Raw genomic sequence first — 18,922 nt, 5'->3', positions numbered from 1 at the left:
AGGTACGAAGCCACCCGGCCCCCGCAAGGGTACGACGTAACGCCGCTACCGCATACTTACTGGTCGCGGAACCGGACGATCTTGACGAACTCGTCGGCGTCCAGCGAGGCGCCACCGACCAGGGCGCCGTCGATGTCGGGCTTCGCCATGATCTCTGCGACGTTCCCGGCCTTGACGGAGCCGCCGTACTGGATGCGGACCTGGTCGGCCAGCTCCTGGGAGTACAGCTCGGCGAGCTTGCCGCGGATCGCCGCGCAGACCTCCTGGGCGTCGTCGGCGCCGCAGACCTTGCCGGTGCCGATGGCCCAGACGGGCTCGTACGCGATCACGATCGTCTCGGCCTGCTCGGCGGGGAGGTCCTTGAGACCGCCCTCGACCTGCGTGAGCGTGTGGGTGACGTGGTTGCCCGCCTCGCGGACATCCAGCTCCTCGCCGACGCACAGGATCGGGGTGAGGCCGTGCTTGTAGGCGGCCTTCACCTTGGCGTTCACGATCTCGTCGGTCTCCTGGTGGTACTGGCGGCGCTCGGAGTGGCCGATCGCCACGTACGTGCACTTGAGCTTGGCCAGCATCGGGCCGGAGATCTCGCCGGTGTAGGCACCGGAGTCGTGCGCCGAGATGTCCTGGGCGCCGTACCTGATCTTGAGCTTGTCGCCGTCGACCAGGGTCTGCACGGAGCGCAGATCGGTGAAGGGCGGCAGGACCGCGACCTCACAGGCCTCGTAGTCCTTGTCGGCCAGGGCGAAGGCGAGCTTCTGGACGTGGGCGATGGCCTCGAGGTGGTTGAGGTTCATCTTCCAGTTGCCCGCCATCAGCGGCGTGCGAGTGGTCATACGGGGTCAGTCCTCCAGTGCGGCGAGGCCGGGGAGCGTCTTGCCCTCGAGGTATTCGAGGGAGGCGCCGCCGCCGGTCGAGATGTGGCCGAATGCCGTCTCGTCGAAGCCCAGGATGCGGACGGCGGCGGCGGAGTCGCCACCGCCGACGACCGTGAAGGCCGGGGAGTCGAGGAGGGACTGGGCGACCGCCTTGGTGCCCTCGGCGTAGTCGGGGTGCTCGAAGACGCCCATCGGACCGTTCCAGAACACGGTGGCCGCGTCGGCGAGCTTCGATGCGTACAGCTTGCGGGACTCAGGGCCGATGTCGAGGCCCATCTGGTCGGCCGGGATGGCGTCCGCGGCGACGGTGGTGGGATTGGCCGGCGCCTTGGTCTTCAGGTCCGGGAACTCGGACCCGACCAGTGCGTCGACGGGCAGGACCAGCTCGACACCAGACTTCTCGGCGCGCTCGATGTACTCGACGACGGCCGGGATCTGGTCCTCCTGGAGGAGAGAGCTGCCGATCTCGTACCCCTTGGCCTTGAGGAAGGTGTACGCCATACCGCCGCCGATCAGCAGCCGGTCGGCCTTGCCGAGCAGCTGGTCGATCACCGCGAGCTTGTCGGAGACCTTGGCACCGCCGAGCGCGACGACATAGGGGCGCCGGACGTCCTCGGTGAGCTTCTTCAGGACATCGACTTCGGCGGCGATGAGGTGGCCCGCGTAGTGCGGCAGCCGCGCCGGCAGGTCGAAGACCGAGGCGTGCTTGCGGTGCACGGCACCGAAACCGTCGCCTACGTAGACATCGGCCAGAGCCGCGAGCTGGTCCGCGAACTCGCCGCGCTCGGTGTCGTCCTTCGACGTCTCGCCGGCGTTGAAGCGCAGGTTCTCGATGACCGCGACCTGGCCGGGCTGCAGCCCGTTCACGGCGTCGTGGGCGGCCGGGCCGACGGTGTCCTGGGCGAACGCGACGGGCGCGCCGAGGAGTTCACCGAGCCGCTCGGCGGCCGGCAGCAGCGAGAAGGCGGGGTCCGGGGCGCCCTTGGGGCGGCCCAGGTGCGAGGCGACGACCACCTTGGCGCCCGCCTGGGCGAGGGCCTCGACGGTCGGCAGGACGGCGCGGATGCGGCCGTCGTCGGTGATGAGGCCGTCGGCCAGCGGCACGTTCAGGTCGGCGCGCACGAAGACCCGCTTGCCGTCGACCCCTTCGGCGAGAAGTTCATCGATCGTCTTCATAAGTGGACTCCTAGGAGGGCTCTTTGTCCGGGAGAGGGCTGATCGATCAGCACGTGGCACAGGGCTCGGGCAGCGCGCTGCCCGAGCCCTGTGCTCACATCGAGATGCCTGCTCTGGGACTTAGAGCTGGCCGCCGACGAAGACCGTGAGGTCCACGAGGCGGTTGGAGTAGCCCCACTCGTTGTCGTACCAGCCGAGGATCTTCACCGAGTTGCCCTCCTGGACCATGGTCAGGGAGGAGTCGAAGGTGCAGGAGGCCGGGTCGCCGACGATGTCCGAGGAGACGATCGGGTCCTCGGTGTAGGCCAGGTAGCCCTTGAGGTCGCCGTCGTCGGCGGCCTTCTTGAACGCGGCGTTGACCTCGTCCTTGGTGACCTCGCGCTGCAGCGTCACGACCAGGTCGGTGGCCGAGCCGGTCGGGACCGGGACGCGCATCGCGATGCCGTCCAGCTTGCCCTTGAGCTGCGGGAGGACCAGGGCGGTGGCCTTCGCGGCACCGGTGGTGGTCGGGATGATGTTCTCGGCGGCGGCGCGGGCGCGACGCAGGTCCGAGTGCGGGAAGTCCAGGATGCGCTGGTCGTTCGTGTACGCGTGCACCGTGGTCATCAGGCCCTTGACGATGCCGAAGTTCTCGTCGAGAACCTTCGCCATCGGCGCCACACAGTTGGTGGTGCAGGAGGCGTTCGAGATGACGTGGTGGTTCGCCGGGTCGTACTTGTCCTGGTTGACGCCCATCACGATCGTGATGTCCTCTTCCTTGGCCGGAGCCGAGATGAGGACCTTCTTGGCGCCGCCCGCGAGGTGCTTCTCGGCGTCGGCCTTCTTGGTGAAGATGCCGGTCGACTCGATCACGACGTCGACGCCCAGTTCACCCCACGGGATGTCGGCGGGGTTGCGCTCGGACAGCACCTTGATGGTGCGGCCGTCGACGGTGATCGTGTCGGCGGTGTTCGACACCTCGTGCTTGAGGCGGCCCAGGATGGTGTCGTACTTGAGCAGATGAGCGGTGGTCGCGGTGTCACCCAGGTCGTTGACAGCCACGATCTCGATGTCTGCACCCTGCTCCAGCAGCGCGCGGAAGTAGTTACGACCGATGCGGCCAAAGCCGTTGATGCCTACGCGGATCGTCACGAACCGATCTCCTCGTTAGGTACGCCGGCTTTCGATGCCGGCGAGTTGTATGGGATGTCCCCGACCGCCTACGACCCTACCTCCCTGAGGCCCACGGAGTGACATCGAGATGCCTCATACACGGCAGGGCGGTCCGTACCCGCCAGTAGGGGTACGGACCGCCCGGGCTTGACGCCCTGGTCGCCGTGTCAGCTGCGCAGAGCCGCCAGTGCCTTGCCGAGCAGGGCTGTGCGGTCGGCCGCCGCGGTGACGTGCTCCAGGCCGAAGCCGAACAGCACGGTGTCACGCGTGGTGACCGCTCCGTACGTCTTGAAGAGCTCGCCGGACAGGCCCCAGTCCCGGACGACCGCGGGACTGCCCGCGGGCGGTCCGGGGACGTTCCAGGAGCCGAGAGACGTCTCGAAGCCCTCGGTCTCGCCGGCCGTGCCGCCGATCACGACGGAGGCGTTGTCGGCGAGGACTCCATGACCGCCCGTACCCGGGTCGGTGATGTAGCTCAGCGAGAGTTCCACCGTCTTTCCGGCGTACGCGGAGAGATCGAAGTTGACTTCCTGCCAGCCCTCGGAGGCCCCCGTGAAGCTGTTCCAGGAGCCGCTCGTGCCGGTCGGGGTGCAGCCGCCCGCACCCTGGGTCAGATAGCGCCCCAGAGCGGGATGCGCCTGGATGAAGTACCCGGCCTCGCACTCGGCGGGCACCGCGGTGCTGGTGGCACCGCCCGCCTCCGGGAGCGTGGTCCAGTCGTCGGCCCCGGCCGTGTGCGCTTCGAGCACCGCGTGGTCGTAGCCCGCCTCGGTGTCCCACAGGAGCCTTGTGCGCAGGGCGGGCGCGTCGGCCGCGCTCACCCCGGTGAGGTCGATGGTGCGGGTGAGGCGGTTCCAGGCGTAGTCGGAGTGGGTGACGGCCGCCATGGACGCGCCCGCGAACGGGCCGTACGGGTTGACGGTGCCCGGGTACTGGCCGGCGCCCGCGCTCGCGAACTGGGGGTACTTGTCCGCGGGCAGGGTGTCCGAGGTGACGCCGTACGCCCCCGCCGCGTTCAGCGGGTTGCCGGGCGCGTCGCCGAGCGGTCCGGTGGCGCCCCCGAGCTTGCCGGAGCCGGTGAAGGCCGTGACGCCCGGCGTCGTCGTACGGGAGTAGGCGCCGAGGTAGTACTGGCTGAAGTCGTTCGTCAGGGCGCCCGGCAGCGCGACCTGGCCGCCCGCCTGCTCGCCCGCCTCGATCAGCTTGCCGCCCTCGTTGAGGTAGGCGCGCAGTTGCAGCTGGGTGGCGTATCCGGGGCGGTCGGCGCCGGTGTAGTGGACGACCGTCCTGAAGTGGCCCAGCACGCCGAGCGCGTCCGGCGCACCCTGTGTGGTGACGTCCCAGACGAGGGGCTTGCGGCCGTTGGCCTTCAGGGCGTCGACGTACGTCTGGGCCTGCGTCGCGGCGGCACCCTCCTCGGCGACCACCAGCGTGTCGGCGCGCGGCCGCTCGGCGATCGTGTACGTGAAGTGCTCGCTGGAGGTGGGCTTTCCGCTTCTGGTCTCGCCGGTGAACCAGACCTCGACCTTGTCGCCCGGCTCGCCGTCCTGGACCGGCGCCCGGTACTCGTCGAAGTAAAGGTTGTCCTCGCCTCCGAAGGTCTCGCCGCCGTCCCAGGCCTCGAGCGCCTGGTCTTCGACACGGCCGCCGTTGACGCTGTACCTGAGCTCCTTGTCGCGTACGGACTTACGGGCGACGACGGAGATCTCCTGGTCGGCGCCGCGCGAGTACGACGTGGTGAAGGGGGCCGGGGTGAAGTCGGGGGCGTCGATGCCGACCGACGACTTCGGCTGGTCGGGCCTGGCCGCGGACTCGGCGACCGAGAGCGCGAACGGGACGTTCTTCGCGAACTCCTGCTGGATCAGCTTCTCGTCGTCCGGGAAGGTGAAGATCGACTCGCAGTCCGCCGCGTTCCAGGCGTCGTTCGGGTCGACGTTCGACGCGGTCTGGCAGGTCGACATCTCGGGGGTGAACATCGCCGTGCCGTTGACGTTGGAGGCGTGTCCGTCTGCCTCGCCGTTGGTCGTGTAGAGCTCGGAGGAGACCTGCGGGCGGTAGCCGGGTATGGCCGGGTTCTCGGGCGTGCCGGCGAGTGACTTGTAGAGCACGTCGTCGGGGCTCGGGGTGGCCACCTGCCAGCCGACTCCGTAGAGGATCAGTTCGGCGGCGGAGTGGTAGTTGATGCCGTACTCGAAGTCGATGCGCCTCTGGAAGGCGTCCAGCGCCTTGGTCTCGGGCTCGGAGCCGGGGCTCGCGCCGCGGTAGGTCTGGCTGGTCGGGTACGGGGACGAACCCTCGTCGTCGTAGCCCCACTTGTAGGCGAAGTTGCGGTTGAGGTCCACGCCGTCGCCGGTGGTCCAGACGCCGTCGCCGTTGACGTCGCGCATGTTCTTGCGCCACTGGCGGTCGCCCTCGGGCTCGAACGTCCAGTCGTAGCCGTCCGGGTTGGCGGACAGGACGAACCACAGCTCGGTGGAGTTCACGAGCTTGGTGACCCGCTCGTCCTTGCCGTAGTTGTCCAGGTAGTAGTGCATCAGGCGCCGGGTCATCTCGGGCGTGATCCACTCACGGGCGTGCTGGTTGGACAGGTACAGCACGGAGGGCTTGGCGCCGTCCTTGGTCTTCTTGGCGCCCTTGGTGAGCTTGACGGCCAGGATGTCCTGCCCCTGGAGGGTCTTGCCGATGGAGACGACCTTGGTCAGGGAGGGGTTCTCCTGCCCCGTCCTGACGATCTCCTCCTTGAGGTTGCCCGCACCGCTGTACGGGCGGTAGACGCCGTCCCCCGCGGCCGCCACGCGCGCGCGTGCCTTCGCCGAGAGCTTGTGCTCGTTGAGGTCGACGCCCTTCTTCTCCAGCTGCTCGGCCTGCTTGTCGGTGAGGTAGACCTCGACCGTGGCCGTGCCCTTCTCCGGTACCTGTTCGCCCAGTTCGTGACTGTCCTGGCCCGACGCGAGGAGCAGGGGTACCTGTTCCTTCGTGACGTCGGCGCGGAACACCTTGACCTCGTCCGCGTTCGGCTCGGCCGAGGCGCCGGGTTCCGCCTGTGCCATGGGCGCGATGGCCACTCCGCCGAGCAGGAGCACGCCGGCAGCGAGGATCGATCTCGCTCTTCGTCTCATGAGCCCCCCTTGCATAGTCCGCCACAGCAGCGAACAGATGCCAGGCTCATGACACATCATGGTCAAGTCAAGAGCGCGTCGAGGACAGCAAGAAGCCGGTGCGGTTGCCGCAATTCGGCGCGCGCACCGGCGTGTTGTAGTGCTCAGGGCCGGTTGGCGGAGGGTCCGCGGATCAGCCCGCGGAGGTGTCCGCGGACCAGCCCGCGAACGGTGTCCGTGGATCAGCCCGCGACAGTGTCCGTGGATCAGCCCGCGAGGTTGTCGGCCATCTCCTCGGTGAGGGTGGACTCCGTGCCCGGGATGCCCAGGTCCTGGGCCCGCTTGTCGGCCATGGCGAGCAGCCGGCGGATACGGCCCGCGACGGCGTCCTTGGTCAGCGGCGGGTCGGCGAGCGCGCCCAGCTCCTCCAGGGAGGCCTGCTTGTGCTCCATGCGCAGCCGTCCGGCGGCCGCGAGGTGCTCCGGGACCTCCTCGCCGAGGATCTCCAGGGCGCGCTGCACACGGGCGCCCGCGGCGACGGCGGCGCGGGCCGAGCGGCGCAGGTTGGCGTCGTCGAAGTTGGCGAGGCGGTTGGCGGTGGCGCGGACCTCGCGGCGCATCCGCCGCTCCTCCCAGGCCAGCACGGACTCGTGGGCACCGAGCCGGGTGAGGAGAGCGCCGATGGCGTCCCCGTCGCGTACGACGACCCGGTCCACTCCGCGCACCTCGCGGGCCTTCGCGGCGATCGACAGGCGGCGGGCGGCGCCGACCAGCGCGAGCGCGGCCTCCGGGCCCGGGCAGGTCACCTCCAGCGAGGACGAGCGGCCCGGCTCGGTGAGCGAGCCATGGGCCAGGAACGCCCCGCGCCAGGCGGCCTCGGCGTCGCAGGTGGCCCCCGAGACCACCTGCGGCGGCAGCCCCCGGATCGGGCGTCCACGTCCGTCCACGAGCCCGGTCTGGCGGGCCAGCTGGTCACCGCCCGCGACCACCCGTACGACATAGCGGGAGCCGCGGCGCAGACCGCCGGGAGCCATCACGATCAGTTCGGAGCTGTGGCCGAAAATCTCCAGGATGTCCCGCTTCAGCCGGCGCGCCGCCATCGCGGTGTCCAGCTCCGCCTCGATCACGATGCGGCCGCTCACCAGGTGAAGGCCGCCCGCGAACCGCAGAATGGCGGAGACCTCCGCCTTTCTGCAGCAGGTCCGGGTGACGGGAAGCCGGGAGATCTCGTCCTTCACCGCTGCCGTCATCGCCATGGGCCGATCCTTCCATGCATCCGAAAAATACGGTCGTACGCGGCGGCCAACAGCTCCGGATCGTGCCTCGGAGACCCATCGGTCCGGGCCACCGGCGCCAGCTCGACCGCGGCGCCGAACCGCTGGGCGGCATCGGTCAGTAAGTCGCGGTCGGGCACGGCGGCCTCGTCGGCCAGCACCACGTCCAGGGCGAGTTTAGGGGCGTGTCGTCCCAAAACCTCCAAATGACGCTGCGGGGAGAAGCCCTCGGTTTCTCCGGGCTGCGGGGCGAGGTTCAGGGAGAGCACCCGGCGGGCCTTCGTCTCGATGAGGGCGTCGAGCAGCTCGGGCACGAGCAGATGCGGGATCACCGAGGAGAACCAGGAGCCGGGGCCGAGGACCACCCAGTCCGCGTCGAGGACCGCCGCGACGGCCTCGGGGACGGCGGGCGGGTCGTGCGGCACGAGGTGCACGGACTGCACCTCGCCGGTCGTGAGGGCCACGGTGGCCTGGCCGCGGACCGTGTCTATGTCCTCGGGCCGCTCCGGGTCGTGGCCCTTGACCAGCGCCTGGAGCTCCAGGGGCACGGCTGACATGGGCAGCACACGGCCGTGCGCGCCCAGCAGCCTGCCGACCAGGTCGAGGGCCTGGACGTGATCGCCGAGCTGCTCCCAGAGGGCGACGATCAGCAGATTGCCGACCGCGTGCTCGTGCAGGTCGCCCTTGGACTGGAAGCGGTGCTGGATGACGCGGGCCCAGGTCTGGCCCCAGTCGTCGTCGCCGCACAGCGCGGCCAGCGCCTTGCGCAGATCACCGGGCGGGAGCACACCCAGCTCGTCGCGCAGGCGACCGCTGGAGCCGCCGTCGTCGGCGACCGTGACGACCGCGGTGAGGTCGCCGGTGATGCGGCGCAGGGCGGTGAGCGAGGCGGACAGACCCATGCCGCCGCCGAGCGCGACGACCTTGGGCTGCGCGCCACGGCGGCGCGGCTTGCCGCCGCGGCTCTCCGCGGGCTTGCCGCCGCGCCCTTCGGGGCCGACGCGCCGCAGCCTGCTCAGCCGCAGAGTACGTCCCGTCATTCGCGGCCCATGTCCCGGTGGACGACGACCGTCTCCACTCCCTCGGACACCAGACGGGCGGCGAGCTTCTCCGACATGGCGACGGAGCGGTGCTTGCCGCCGGTGCAGCCGACCGCGATGGTCACATAGCGCTTGCCCTCACGGCGGTAGCCGGTCTGGATGAGGCGCAGCAGCTCGGCGTACCGGTCGAGGAACTCCTTGGCACCGGGCTGGTTGAAGACGTACGCCGCCACCTCCTCGTTGAGGCCGGTGTACTGGCGCAGCTCCGGGACCCAGTGCGGGTTGGGCAGGAACCGCATGTCCACGACCAGGTCGGCGTCGACCGGCAGGCCGTACTTGAAGCCGAAGGACATGACGGTGGCCCGCAGCTCGGGCTCCTCCTCGCCCGCGAACTGGGCGTCCATCTTGGCGCGCAGCTCGTGCACGTTCAGGCTGGAGGTGTCGATCACCAGGTCGGCGTCGCCGCGCAGCTCGCGCAGCAGCTCGCGCTCGGCGGCGATGCCGTCGACGATGCGGCCGTCGCCCTGGAGGGGGTGCGGGCGGCGCACCCCCTCGAAGCGGCGTACGAGGGCCTCGTCGGAGGACTCCAGGAAGACGATCCGCCGTGTGACGTTCTTGGACTCCAGGTCGGCGAGGGACTCGCGGAGGTTGTCGAAGAAGCGGCGGCCGCGGACGTCCACGACGACCGCGATCCTGGCCACGTTGCCCTGGGAGCGGGCGCCGAGCTCCACCATGGTGGGGATCAGCGCGGGTGGCAGGTTGTCGACGACGAACCAGCCGAGGTCCTCCAGACACTTGGCGGCGGTGGACCGGCCCGCGCCCGACATCCCGGAGATGATCACCAGCTCCGGAATGGCCGCCTCGGGGACGCCGGCCGCCTCGATGGTCGTGCCCGTGTTCACTTCCGCTCCGTCTTCCCGCGCCGCTTCGTCGGCTGCGCCGTCCGCCGCTTTGCCGGTCGTTTCGTCGGCTGCTTCTTGTTGCGCGTGATCTTCACGCGCTTCCTTGTGCGCTTCCTCGGTTTCAGCTGTGCGCTGTGTCGAGGGTTCTTCCTGCTCGTGCTCGGTCATGTCTCCTGCCCCCGTCGCTCGTCCGAGGCGCCCGCGGACACGGGCTCCCCCGCGGGACCCGCCGTCGTCTCGGGTCCCGCGTCTGCTGCGTATTCTGCGTTTGCTTCGTCTTCCATGATCTCTCCAGTCGCGGTGTTCACGGCGGGCGCCGCCGGAGCCGCCTGGGCAAAGGCCACGGCGATCGCCTCGGCCGTCTTGCGGCCTATGCCGGGTACCTCGCAGATCTGGTCGATCGTCGCGGATCGCAGCTTCTTCACCGAACCGAAATGCTTGATCAACGCCTGCTTGCGCGTCTCGCCGAGGCCCGGCACGTCGTCCAGCGGGCTCGCCCTGAAGCGTCGGGCCCGCTTGGTGCGCTGGTAGGTGATCGCGAAGCGGTGCGCCTCGTCGCGTACACGCTGAAGAAGATAGAGCCCTTCGCTGGTGCGTGGCAGCACCACCGGGTCGTCGTCGCCGGGCAGCCAGACCTCTTCCAGTCGCTTGGCGAGGCCGCAGACGGCGATGTCGTCGATGCCGAGCTCGTCCAGGGCCCTCTGGGCGGCGGCGACCTGCGGCTGTCCGCCGTCGACGACGACGAGCTGCGGCGGGTACGCGAACCGCTTGGGCCGACCGTCCTCCTCGGTGAGCCCGGTCTCGCCGTCGGCCCACTCGCCGGTCTTCTCCTTCTCGGCGAGGTAGCGCTTGAAGCGGCGGTTGATCACCTCATGCATGGACCGGACGTCGTCCTGGCCCTCGAAGCCCTTGATCTGGAAGCGCCGGTACTCGCTCTTGCGCTGCAGCCCGTCCTCGAAGACGACCATCGACGCCACGACGTCGTCGCCCTGGAGGTGCGAGATGTCGTAGCACTCGATCCGCAGGGGCGCGCTGTCCAGGTCGAGGGCCTCGGCGATCTCCTCCAGGGCCCGGGAGCGGGTGGTCAGGTCGGAGGCGCGCTTGGTCTTGTGCAGCCCGAGCGCCTGGAGGGCGTTGCGCTGCACCGTCTCCATGAGGGCCTTCTTGTCGCCGCGCTGCGGGATGCGGAGCGACACGTTCGACCCGCGGCGGGCGGTGAGCCACTCCTGGACGGGCTCCACGGGGTCGGGCAGCGCCGGGACGAGCACCTCCTTCGGTACGGAGTCGCCGGTCTCCTCCCCGTACAGCTGCTGGAGCGCGTGCTCGACCAGGTCCCCTGTGGTGACGGCCTCGACCTTGTCGGTGACCCAGCCGCGCTGGCCGCGCACCCGGCCGCCACGTACGTGGAAGATCTGCACGGCGGCTTCCAGCTCGTCCTCGGAGAGCGCGATGAGATCGGCGTCCGTCGCGTCGGCGAGCACCACCGCGTTCTTCTCCATGGCCTTCTTGAGGGCCTCGATGTCGTCGCGCAGACGGGCGGCGCGCTCGTACTCCATCTCCTCGGCGGCGTCCATCATCTGCCGCTCCAGGCGGCGGATGTACGTCCCCGTGCGGCCGGCCATGAAGTCGCAGAACTCCTCGGCGAGTTCACGGTGGTCCTCGGCGGAGATCCGCTCGACGCAGGGGGCGGAGCACTTGCCGATGTAGCCGAGCAGACAGGGGCGGCCGGTGCGCGTGGCGTTCTTGAACACGCCCGCGGAGCACGTCCGTACGGGGAAGACGCGCAGCAGAAGGTCCACGGTGTCGCGGATCGCCCACGCGTGCCCGTACGGACCGAAGTAGCGCACGCCCTTCTTCTTGTGGCCGCGCATCACCTGCACGCGCGGGAACTGCTCGTTCATGGTGACCGCGAGATACGGATAGCTCTTGTCGTCGCGGTACTTGACGTTGAACCTGGGGTCGTACTCCTTGATCCAGGAGTACTCCAGCTGCAGTGCCTCGACCTCCGTGGACACCACCGTCCACTCCACCGACGCGGCCGTGGTGACCATCGTGCGCGTACGCGGGTGGAGGCCTGCGAGGTCCTGGAAGTAGCTGGCCAGGCGCTGGCGCAGGCTCTTCGCCTTCCCGACGTAGATCACCCGGCGGTGCTCGTCGCGGAATTTGTAGACCCCCGGCGAGTCGGGGATCTGTCCCGGCTTGGGGCGGTAGCTGGAGGGGTCGGCCATGTCTCACACCCTACTTGCGGGGTGTGACAGCGCGACGGCCTGTCAGCCCTCGCCCGGGCCCGATCCGGGCCAGGTCCTAACGAGATTCCAGGAAGGTGAGGACGGCCAGCACGCGGCGATGGTCGTCCGCGGCCTCCGGGAGGCGCAGTTTGCCCAGGATGCTGCGGACGTGCTTCTCGACGGTGCCCTCGGTCACCCACAGGCGGCGGCCGATGCCGGCGTTGGAGCGGCCCTCGGCCATGAGCTCCAGGACCTCCCGCTCCCGGCTGCTGAGGAAGGACAGCGGGTCGTCGCGGCGCTGGGCGGAGACCAGCTCCTGCACCAGGGAGGGGTCGACGACCGAGCCGCCCCTGCGAATCCGGTCCAGCGCCTCGATGAACTCGTCCACGGCCGTGACGCGGCTCTTGAGCAGATAGCCGATGCGACGGCCGCTCGCGAGCAGTTCCAGGGCGTCCTCGACCTCCACGAAGGCGGACAGGACGAGGATGCCGAGGTCGGGATACCGCTCGCGGATGCTACGGGCCGCCTTCAGCCCCTCGGTGGAGTGGGTGGGCGGCATCCTGATGTCGACGATCACCAGGTCCGGGACGTGCTCCGCGACCAGCTCCAGGAGTGCGCCCGCGTCGCCCGCCTGGCCCACCACCTCGTAACCGAGCCGCTCGCAGAGGCTGGCCAGACCCTCCCTGAGCAGGACATCGTCGTCGGCCAGGACGACCCTCCCGCGCGCGGGCCGCTGTGCTGCGTCCATGGTGCTCCCCGTCCGCTCGCCCGACCGGTGCGGTACACGTCTGCGGTACGTGGCCAACAGCCTGCCGGACGTGGCCGGTTACGGCTAGCAGGAGGTGGGCAATGGTGGAGGACCGGAACCTGTTTCGGGGGCTGGCCGTGACGACACGGAGACAGTTCGGGGCAATGCTCGTACCAGTGCAGATGCAGGTGGACCGACCGCCCCGGGCGAGGGGCGGCGGGCCGATGACCGAAAGGCTGCGGGAGATGCGACAGACGCGGATCGAGAAGCAACGGCGGTCGGTCCGGGTCCGCCCGTACGAGGACGAGGAGCGGTTCGCCGAGGGCCTGCTGTCCGGCCTCGACCCCCGCGACCCCGACATCGTGCGCGCCAAGCGCCTGCGGTCGGCACAGCACGGCGGGACTCCCCGCCCCTGAAGCCGGACGGTTGCCTCACCGTCCGTCCAGGCCGCCCGGAGCGTACGTACGTCGCCGAGTCCAGGACTCCCCCTCGTTGGATCTCCACACGGCGTGCGCTCCGGGCCGTCACTTGTCCGGGGAGGACCGCGGCAGTGGCAGCCGCACGATCAGCGTGGTGCCTCTGCCCGGCGGGCTCCTGACGGTCAGCCTGCCGCCGATCGCCTCGACCCGGTCGGTGAGCCCGATCAGCCCGGAGCCGCCGCCCGGCTCTGCTCCCCCGACCCCGTCGTCGCCGATGACGACCTCCAGGACGCCGTCGTACGTCCGCGCCCGCACCTCGACCACCGTCGCGCGCGCGTGCTTGGCGGCGTTGGTGAGGCACTCGGAGGCCACGTAGTAGACGGCCACCTCGGTCTGTTCCGGGAGGCGAGCTCTCGGCAGGTCCAGGTCCAGCTCCACGGGGACGGCGGAGCGCCTGGCCAGGGCGCGCAGCGCCGGGCCCAGGCCGCCCTTGGAGAGGATCGCCGGGTGAATGCCCCGGGAGATCTGCAGCAGGTCCTCGAAAGCGTCGTCCAGGCCCTTGCCGATGTGCGCCAGCTGCTCGACGAGCTCGGCCGGCTGGTCCGCCGTCATGGACTCGGCCATCCGCAGGTCCAGCTGGAGCGAGACGAGACGCTGCTGGACGCCGTCGTGCAGATCGCGCTCGATGCGCCGCCGGGACGCGTCGCCGGCGGCCACCACGCGCGCGCGTGAGGCGGCCAGTTGGGCGCGGCTGTCGGCGTTGGCGATGGCGGTGGCGATGAGTTCGGTGAAGTCGGCGAGGCGCGATTCGGTGCCTCTGGGCAGCGGTTCGGGGTACGAGGCCGACACGACGACGGCTCCCCACAGGCGGTCGTCGACGATGATGGGCGCCCCTACGGAGCGGCTGACGCGGGCCGCGTACCCCGTCTCGGCCACCGCGGTCGCCGCCTCCTGGCCATCCGTCCCGGCCACCGCGGTCGCCGCCTCCTGACCATCCGTCGCGGCCGTGCGGGCGGAGCCCACGACGGTGGCGGCGCCGTCGGCCTCGTACCGCAGGACGGCCGCGGAACTCGTGCTCAGCAGCTGCCCCACCTCGTGCGCGACGGCGGTGAACACCTCGTGCGGCGGGACGCCCCGGGCCACCAGGGTGGCGATCCGGCGCAGCGCGGCCTGTTCGCGGGCGGCGCGGCGGCTCTCGGTGACGTCGCGAGCGGCGGCGTAGATGAGGCCCTCTTCGATGACCGGGCGGCAGCTCCACTGGAGCCAGCACTCGGTGCCGTCGCCGCGTATGTAGCGGTTCTCGAACTCGACGACCTCGACGCCGGTCGCCAGCCGGTCGAGGATCTCGCGCACGCGGTCCCGGTCCTCCTCGTGCACGAATTCGAGGAACGGCCGGGACAGCAGCCTCGTTCCGGAGTAGCCGAGTGTCCTCTCGAACGCCGGGTTCACCCGCTTGAAGTAGCCGTCGAGGCCGCTGATGCACAACAGGTCGAGGGAGAGGTTGAAGATGCTCTCCAGCTCCTTTTCGGCCTTGCGCCGCCGCCCGTGGGCCGCCGCGAAGGAGTCCATGGTGGCGTTCATGCCGCGCAGGAGCTGCGCCCAGGTCCCCTCGAAGGCGGCGACGTCGGCGCGGTGACCGAGCCGGTTGTCGTCGATCGCCGCGTTCATGGCGCGGATCTGGGCGGCGAACCGCTCGCTGGTCACATGGAGTTCGCGGAAGGTGTCGGCGACGTTGCCGATCTCGTCGCGTCCCGCGTAGCGGATGTCGTACGACAGGTCGCCGTCGGCGAGGGCCTTGGCGCCTTCGGACACCTCGGTGAGGGGGCGGGTGATCGAGCGGCGCAGCGCCAGGGCCAGGACCGTGACGGCGAAGAGGACCACTACGGAGAGGCCCAGTTCGCGTTCGCCGCGTTCCTTCGCGGCCTGTAGATCACGGTCCGCGGCGGCGGCCAGTTCGCCCTCGGCGGCCTTCGCGATGCCGCGCAGGGCCGTGAGACGGTCGGTGGAGGCGGCCAGCCAGCGGTCCAGGGAGGGCAGTTTCGCGGTGTCGCCGGACGTGAGTGCCTCCCGCGCGCCGCGTACGGTGCGGCCCGCGGGCTGGAGCAGCACGCTCGACAGCCGAACCTTGAGCCGCCCCGACACGTTCTGCCGGAACGTGTCGAGGTGGGCGGCCTCCAGTGCCTCCCAGCGGTCGGCGGTCGCGCCCCGGCCGTCCCCGGATGCGGCCGCGAACAGGACGGCCAGCTCGACGCGTTCACGCTCGGCGGCCTCGATGGCCTCCAGGGCGGCCAGGTAGCCGTCCGCGGCACGGCCGGAGGCCCGGGAGGGGCGGCTCGAGTCGAGGTGGTGGACGGTGTTGAGCAGGTCGTTCGTGAGGCTCGCGTACTTCTGCCCGATCTCCGTTCCGGTGAAGGAGCCGCTGCCCGACTCCAGTCTGGTCGCGAAGAGTTGCCGGCCCCTCGCGTCGAGCTGTCCCACGACGTCCGGCTGCCCGGTGATGTCCGCGGCACTGCCCTTCGCGGCGGTCAGCGCCCGGTCCGTGGCGCGCCGGGCCGCGTCCCGTTCGTCCGTCACGCCCGGCCGGTCGGGCCGCACCTCCACGAGGACCTCGGCGAGGCGCTCTCGGGCCAGGGCCTCGGTGAGCGTGGCCAGGGCGAAGGAGACGCGCGTGGTGGTCCTGAAATCCCGCAGGGTGCGTGCCTCGTTCCACTCGGTCACGGCCGCGAAGACGGTGAAGGCGAGGAGTCCGGAGACCGGCAGCAGTACCAGCAGCATGAGCTTGGTGCCGACGCGCAGCCGGGCGAGCAGCGGGATCCTGGCGCGCGTGCCTCCGGCTCGTCCGGGTCTCCCCGGGCCGCCGGACCTCCGTGTGGCGTCTGCGAGCCTCCGTATGCCGGTTCTCATGGCCCGGCCGACGGGTAACCCTGGTGATCGGCCAGGTCCTTGGCGATCCGGCGGACCGCCTCGTCCAGCGCGGCCTTCACCGGAGCGCCTCTCACCATGATCTCGCCGTAGGCCCGCGAGAAGGCCTGGGAGACCGCCGGATAGGCAGGCGTCTGCGTCCGCGGTCGCGCGATACCGCTCTTCAACTGCTCGATGAACAGGCGCTCGGCGCCGCCTTCGGCGAACCTCGGTGAGAGCTCGACGGCACTGTCCGTCGCCGGGATCGCACCGTTGGCCTGGGTCATCCGGCTCACCTCCCGCGGCTTCAGGAGGTAGGCGACGAACCGCCACACCGCGTCCCCGTCGGTGGCGCTCGCCGTGACGCCCCACTGCCAGGAGCCCATCCCGGTGACGGTCCCCTTGCCGAAGTCGGGCAGCGGGACGATCTTCACGTCGTCGGGGAACGCCTCGGTGTACTCGCCGTACATCCAGTGCCCCACCCAGGAGATGGGACTGCGCCCCTCGGTGAACGCCTTGCCGTCCTTGTTCGGGTCGACCATGCCTTCCTTGACCCACCCCTGCATGGTGGTCATCGCCCCGACCGCCTCGGCCCCGTTCAGGAAGCCCTCCGCGGTGCGGTGGGTCTTCGGGTCGAGAAGGTCGCCGCCTGCCGACCAGATGGCGGGCGCGAAGCCGTACGTGTTCCACTCGTCGTCCCCGGCCGAGTCGTTGATGATCAGATCGAGGGGTTTTTCGTAGCCCTCCTTGCGCAGCTTTCGCAGGATCCCGGTCAGTTCGGTGGCCGTCCAGGCATCGTCCGGACCACTCGGGACACGGATGCCGGCCTTCTTCAGGACGGAGGGGCGTACATAGAGGCCGAGTCCGGAGTCGAAGGTGCCGACGCCCCACAACCGGCCCGCATAGGTGCCCTGTTTGCGGATCGAGGGCAGCAGATCGGACTTCACGCTCTCGGGCACACAGGAGTCGATCGGCTTCAACTTGCCGGACCAGGCGTAGTTGTAGAGGTTCGGACCGTCGAAGTCGAGAAGGTCCGGCAGTTCGCCGCTGGCGGCCGCGGACTCGACCAGATCCGTGTACGGGCGTTCCTGGGGCAGTGTGATCAGCTCGACCCGCACGCTCTTCTGTGAGGCGTTGAAGTCCTTGACCTGACGGCGCAGCGTGTTGAGCTCTCCGCTCGGGCCCGCGTGGAACCACACGGTGATGTCGGCGGTGCCTTCGAGCTTGCCGTCGCACGTGGTGTCGCCGCGCGTCCCGGAGCGCTTGCCGTCGTCCCCGTCACCGCCGCAGCCGGCGGCCAGCAGGGCGGTGGACAGCGCTCCCGCGAGGACCACGCGGCGTGTCCGGAACATCCCGGCTTTCCTGTTGGGCTTCTCCATCGCGCACCCCCACCAGACCGACAGGACACGGTCACCCCAGGGCAGCGACATGCTACCGCGCGTGACCCATAGCTGCGCTCCGTAAGCACGAAGGAAGTTTTCCGGCATGGGACCTGAGCACTTTCCTGCTAGCCGGAAAGCCAATGTGTCAGCTGGTTGGGAAGCTGGGCGTATGTCCATGCGCTGTCTCATCGTCGATGACAGTGCCCGGTTCCTGGAGGCCGCGCGCGCCCTGCTGGAGCGCGGCGGGATTCAGGTCGTCGGCGTCGCCTCGACGGGCGCGGAGGCGGTCACGCGGGCGCGGGAACTGACCCCGGACGTCGCCCTCGTCGATCTCGACCTGGACGGCGAGAACGGCCTCGATGTGGTGGGACGGCTCGCGGCCTCCGTGCCCACGGTGATCCTCATCTCGACGCACTCCCTGGAGGACTTCCAGGAGTTGGTGGCGGCCAGTCCCGCCCGCGGCTTCCTGCACAAATCGACGCTGTCCGCGCGCGCCATCCGGGACCTGCTGGGCTCGTGAGGCGAACGCCGCGAGCCGGGCGGCGAGGAGTGACGGAGCGCGTCCGGACAGCGAGGTTGCGCATCAAGTGTTGTCCGGGCCTGATCAACACGCTTCAATGCGGGGTGACTTGGGCCGGGAACCACGGCGTACGGATGTGAACATCCCCCGTACGCCGACCGGGTGGCCCCCTCCGAACAGCGCGAACGGCCCGACCAGCCGTTGTGAGCATTCACAGAAAGGCCCCTGCATGCGGCACGGCACAGAGCACGCGGAAGTCGCCACGGCGGAACTGGAGACGGCTCTGAGCGACGGTCCCTTCCATGTCGCCCTGCGTGCCGCGATCGCCGCCCGTGGACTGCCACTGCAGCGCGTACAGCACCATCTGACGCGGTACGGGGTCAAGGTCGGTGTGACGAGCCTGAGTTACTGGCAGCAGGGCGCCCGGCGGCCCCAGCGCCCCGAGTCGCTGCGGGCCGTACGCGCCCTGGAGGAGATACTCCAGCTGCCGGACGAGTCGCTGATCAGGCTGCTCGCGAAGGACGACGAGGGCCCCGACTCTGAACGCCCGGCGGCCCGCTCGTACCGCTCCCTGGTCGAGGCCTCCGGCGCCCTGGAGAAGCTGCTGACCGAACTGGACTCACCGCTCGACGGCGGACTGCACATCCTCGGCCACCACGAACGCGTACGGATCGGCACCCGGCGCGAACTGCTGGGGCGCGACTCCCAGCACATAGTGCGCGCCCAAAGGGACGGCATCGACCGCTATGTGGCCATCCACCACGGCGACCCCGGCTGCGCCCCGGAGCACATGGTGGTGCACGCCCTGGAGAACTGCCGCACGGGACGCGTGCTCTGGCACCACGACACCGGTGTGCTCGTGGCCGAGCTGCTCTTCGACACACGGCTGCGGGTGGGCGACACCTTCCTGTTCCGCTACGGCGTCGAGGACGGCACGGCCGGCGCGTCCAGCGAGTACGTCCGTGGGTTCAGCCTCTCCGGCGGGCAGTACGCCCTCCAGGTGCGGTTCGCCCAGGACGCGCTGCCCGTGCGCTGCCACCGATTCACCCAGCACTCGGCGGCGGCACCCCGCAGCGGCCGTCAGGAACTGCCCCTGAGCGGCCGCCACCGGTCGGTCCACATGGTGGAGCAACGGGTGCGGTCGGGGATCGTGGGGATCGGGTGGGACTGGGAGTGAAGGGCCGAGGGGCCGAGTAGACCCCGGCGT

The 18,922-nt window shown here is 70.1% G+C and carries 14 protein-coding genes; 3 read left to right on the top strand and 11 right to left on the bottom strand.

What is annotated here, in order from left to right; translation table 11 throughout:
* Positions 1–56: 56 nt before the first annotated feature.
* From tpiA to GAS53_RS17005, 9 genes are all read right to left on the bottom strand, one after another.
* A complete protein-coding gene (gene tpiA, locus GAS53_RS17045; RefSeq protein WP_151478454.1) occupies positions 57–833 on the bottom strand; it encodes a triose-phosphate isomerase in 777 nt (258 codons plus the stop codon).
* A gap of 6 nt (positions 834–839) precedes the next feature.
* Positions 840–2,051, bottom strand: coding sequence for a phosphoglycerate kinase (locus GAS53_RS17040; protein ID WP_151478453.1), 1,212 nt, complete (start codon positions 2,049–2,051; stop codon positions 840–842).
* A gap of 120 nt (positions 2,052–2,171) precedes the next feature.
* On the bottom strand, positions 2,172–3,182 hold the full coding sequence (gene gap / locus GAS53_RS17035; protein ID WP_151478452.1) for a type I glyceraldehyde-3-phosphate dehydrogenase: 1,011 nt from the start codon (positions 3,180–3,182) through the stop codon (positions 2,172–2,174).
* Positions 3,183–3,370: 188 nt separating this feature from the next.
* Positions 3,371–6,322, bottom strand: coding sequence for a M14 family metallopeptidase (locus GAS53_RS17030; protein WP_151478451.1), 2,952 nt, complete (start codon positions 6,320–6,322; stop codon positions 3,371–3,373).
* Positions 6,323–6,567: 245 nt separating this feature from the next.
* Complete coding sequence (gene whiA / locus GAS53_RS17025) at positions 6,568–7,557, bottom strand: DNA-binding protein WhiA (RefSeq protein ID WP_151478450.1); 990 nt, start codon at positions 7,555–7,557, stop codon at positions 6,568–6,570.
* Complete coding sequence (locus GAS53_RS17020) at positions 7,548–8,615, bottom strand: gluconeogenesis factor YvcK family protein (RefSeq protein ID WP_151478449.1); 1,068 nt, start codon at positions 8,613–8,615, stop codon at positions 7,548–7,550. The genes whiA and GAS53_RS17020 overlap by 10 nt, the downstream gene beginning before the upstream one ends.
* Positions 8,612–9,685, bottom strand: a complete 1,074-nt coding sequence (gene rapZ, locus GAS53_RS17015; protein WP_151478448.1) for an RNase adapter RapZ — start codon at positions 9,683–9,685, stop codon at positions 8,612–8,614. Before rapZ ends, GAS53_RS17020 begins: the two co-directional genes overlap by 4 nt.
* A complete protein-coding gene (gene uvrC, locus GAS53_RS17010) occupies positions 9,682–11,745 on the bottom strand; it encodes an excinuclease ABC subunit UvrC (RefSeq protein WP_151478447.1) in 2,064 nt (687 codons plus the stop codon). The genes rapZ and uvrC overlap by 4 nt, the downstream gene beginning before the upstream one ends.
* 76 nt (positions 11,746–11,821) lie before the next feature.
* Positions 11,822–12,493, bottom strand: a complete 672-nt coding sequence (locus GAS53_RS17005; RefSeq protein ID WP_151478446.1) for a response regulator transcription factor — start codon at positions 12,491–12,493, stop codon at positions 11,822–11,824.
* Positions 12,494–12,717: 224 nt separating this feature from the next.
* Between GAS53_RS17005 and GAS53_RS17000 the strand changes: the two genes are divergently transcribed.
* Positions 12,718–12,909, top strand: a complete 192-nt coding sequence (locus GAS53_RS17000) for a hypothetical protein (RefSeq protein WP_151478445.1) — start codon at positions 12,718–12,720, stop codon at positions 12,907–12,909.
* A gap of 108 nt (positions 12,910–13,017) precedes the next feature.
* Here the strand turns inward: GAS53_RS17000 and GAS53_RS16995 are convergent, their stop codons facing one another.
* On the bottom strand, positions 13,018–15,816 hold the full coding sequence (locus GAS53_RS16995) for a PAS domain S-box protein (RefSeq protein WP_318722601.1): 2,799 nt from the start codon (positions 15,814–15,816) through the stop codon (positions 13,018–13,020).
* A complete protein-coding gene (locus GAS53_RS16990) occupies positions 15,813–17,165 on the bottom strand; it encodes a sugar ABC transporter substrate-binding protein (protein WP_225858953.1) in 1,353 nt (450 codons plus the stop codon). Before GAS53_RS16990 ends, GAS53_RS16995 begins: the two co-directional genes overlap by 4 nt.
* A 199-nt stretch (positions 17,166–17,364) precedes the next feature.
* Between GAS53_RS16990 and GAS53_RS16985 the strand changes: the two genes are divergently transcribed.
* Together GAS53_RS16985 and GAS53_RS16980 are read left to right on the top strand one after the other, a co-directional pair.
* On the top strand, positions 17,365–17,715 hold the full coding sequence (locus GAS53_RS16985) for a response regulator (protein WP_151478443.1): 351 nt from the start codon (positions 17,365–17,367) through the stop codon (positions 17,713–17,715).
* 229 nt (positions 17,716–17,944) lie between these two features.
* Positions 17,945–18,892 carry a hypothetical protein gene (locus GAS53_RS16980; RefSeq protein WP_151478442.1) on the top strand — a complete coding sequence of 316 codons (948 nt, stop codon included), beginning with the start codon at positions 17,945–17,947 and terminating at the stop codon, positions 18,890–18,892.
* Positions 18,893–18,922 lie beyond the last annotated feature (30 nt).

The organism is Streptomyces albicerus (genome assembly GCF_008905045.1).
Taxonomy (GTDB): domain Bacteria; phylum Actinomycetota; class Actinomycetes; order Streptomycetales; family Streptomycetaceae; genus Streptomyces; species Streptomyces albicerus.
The sequence above is the reverse complement of the archived record's forward strand: the minus strand, read 5'-3'. Positions and strand labels throughout refer to the sequence as shown.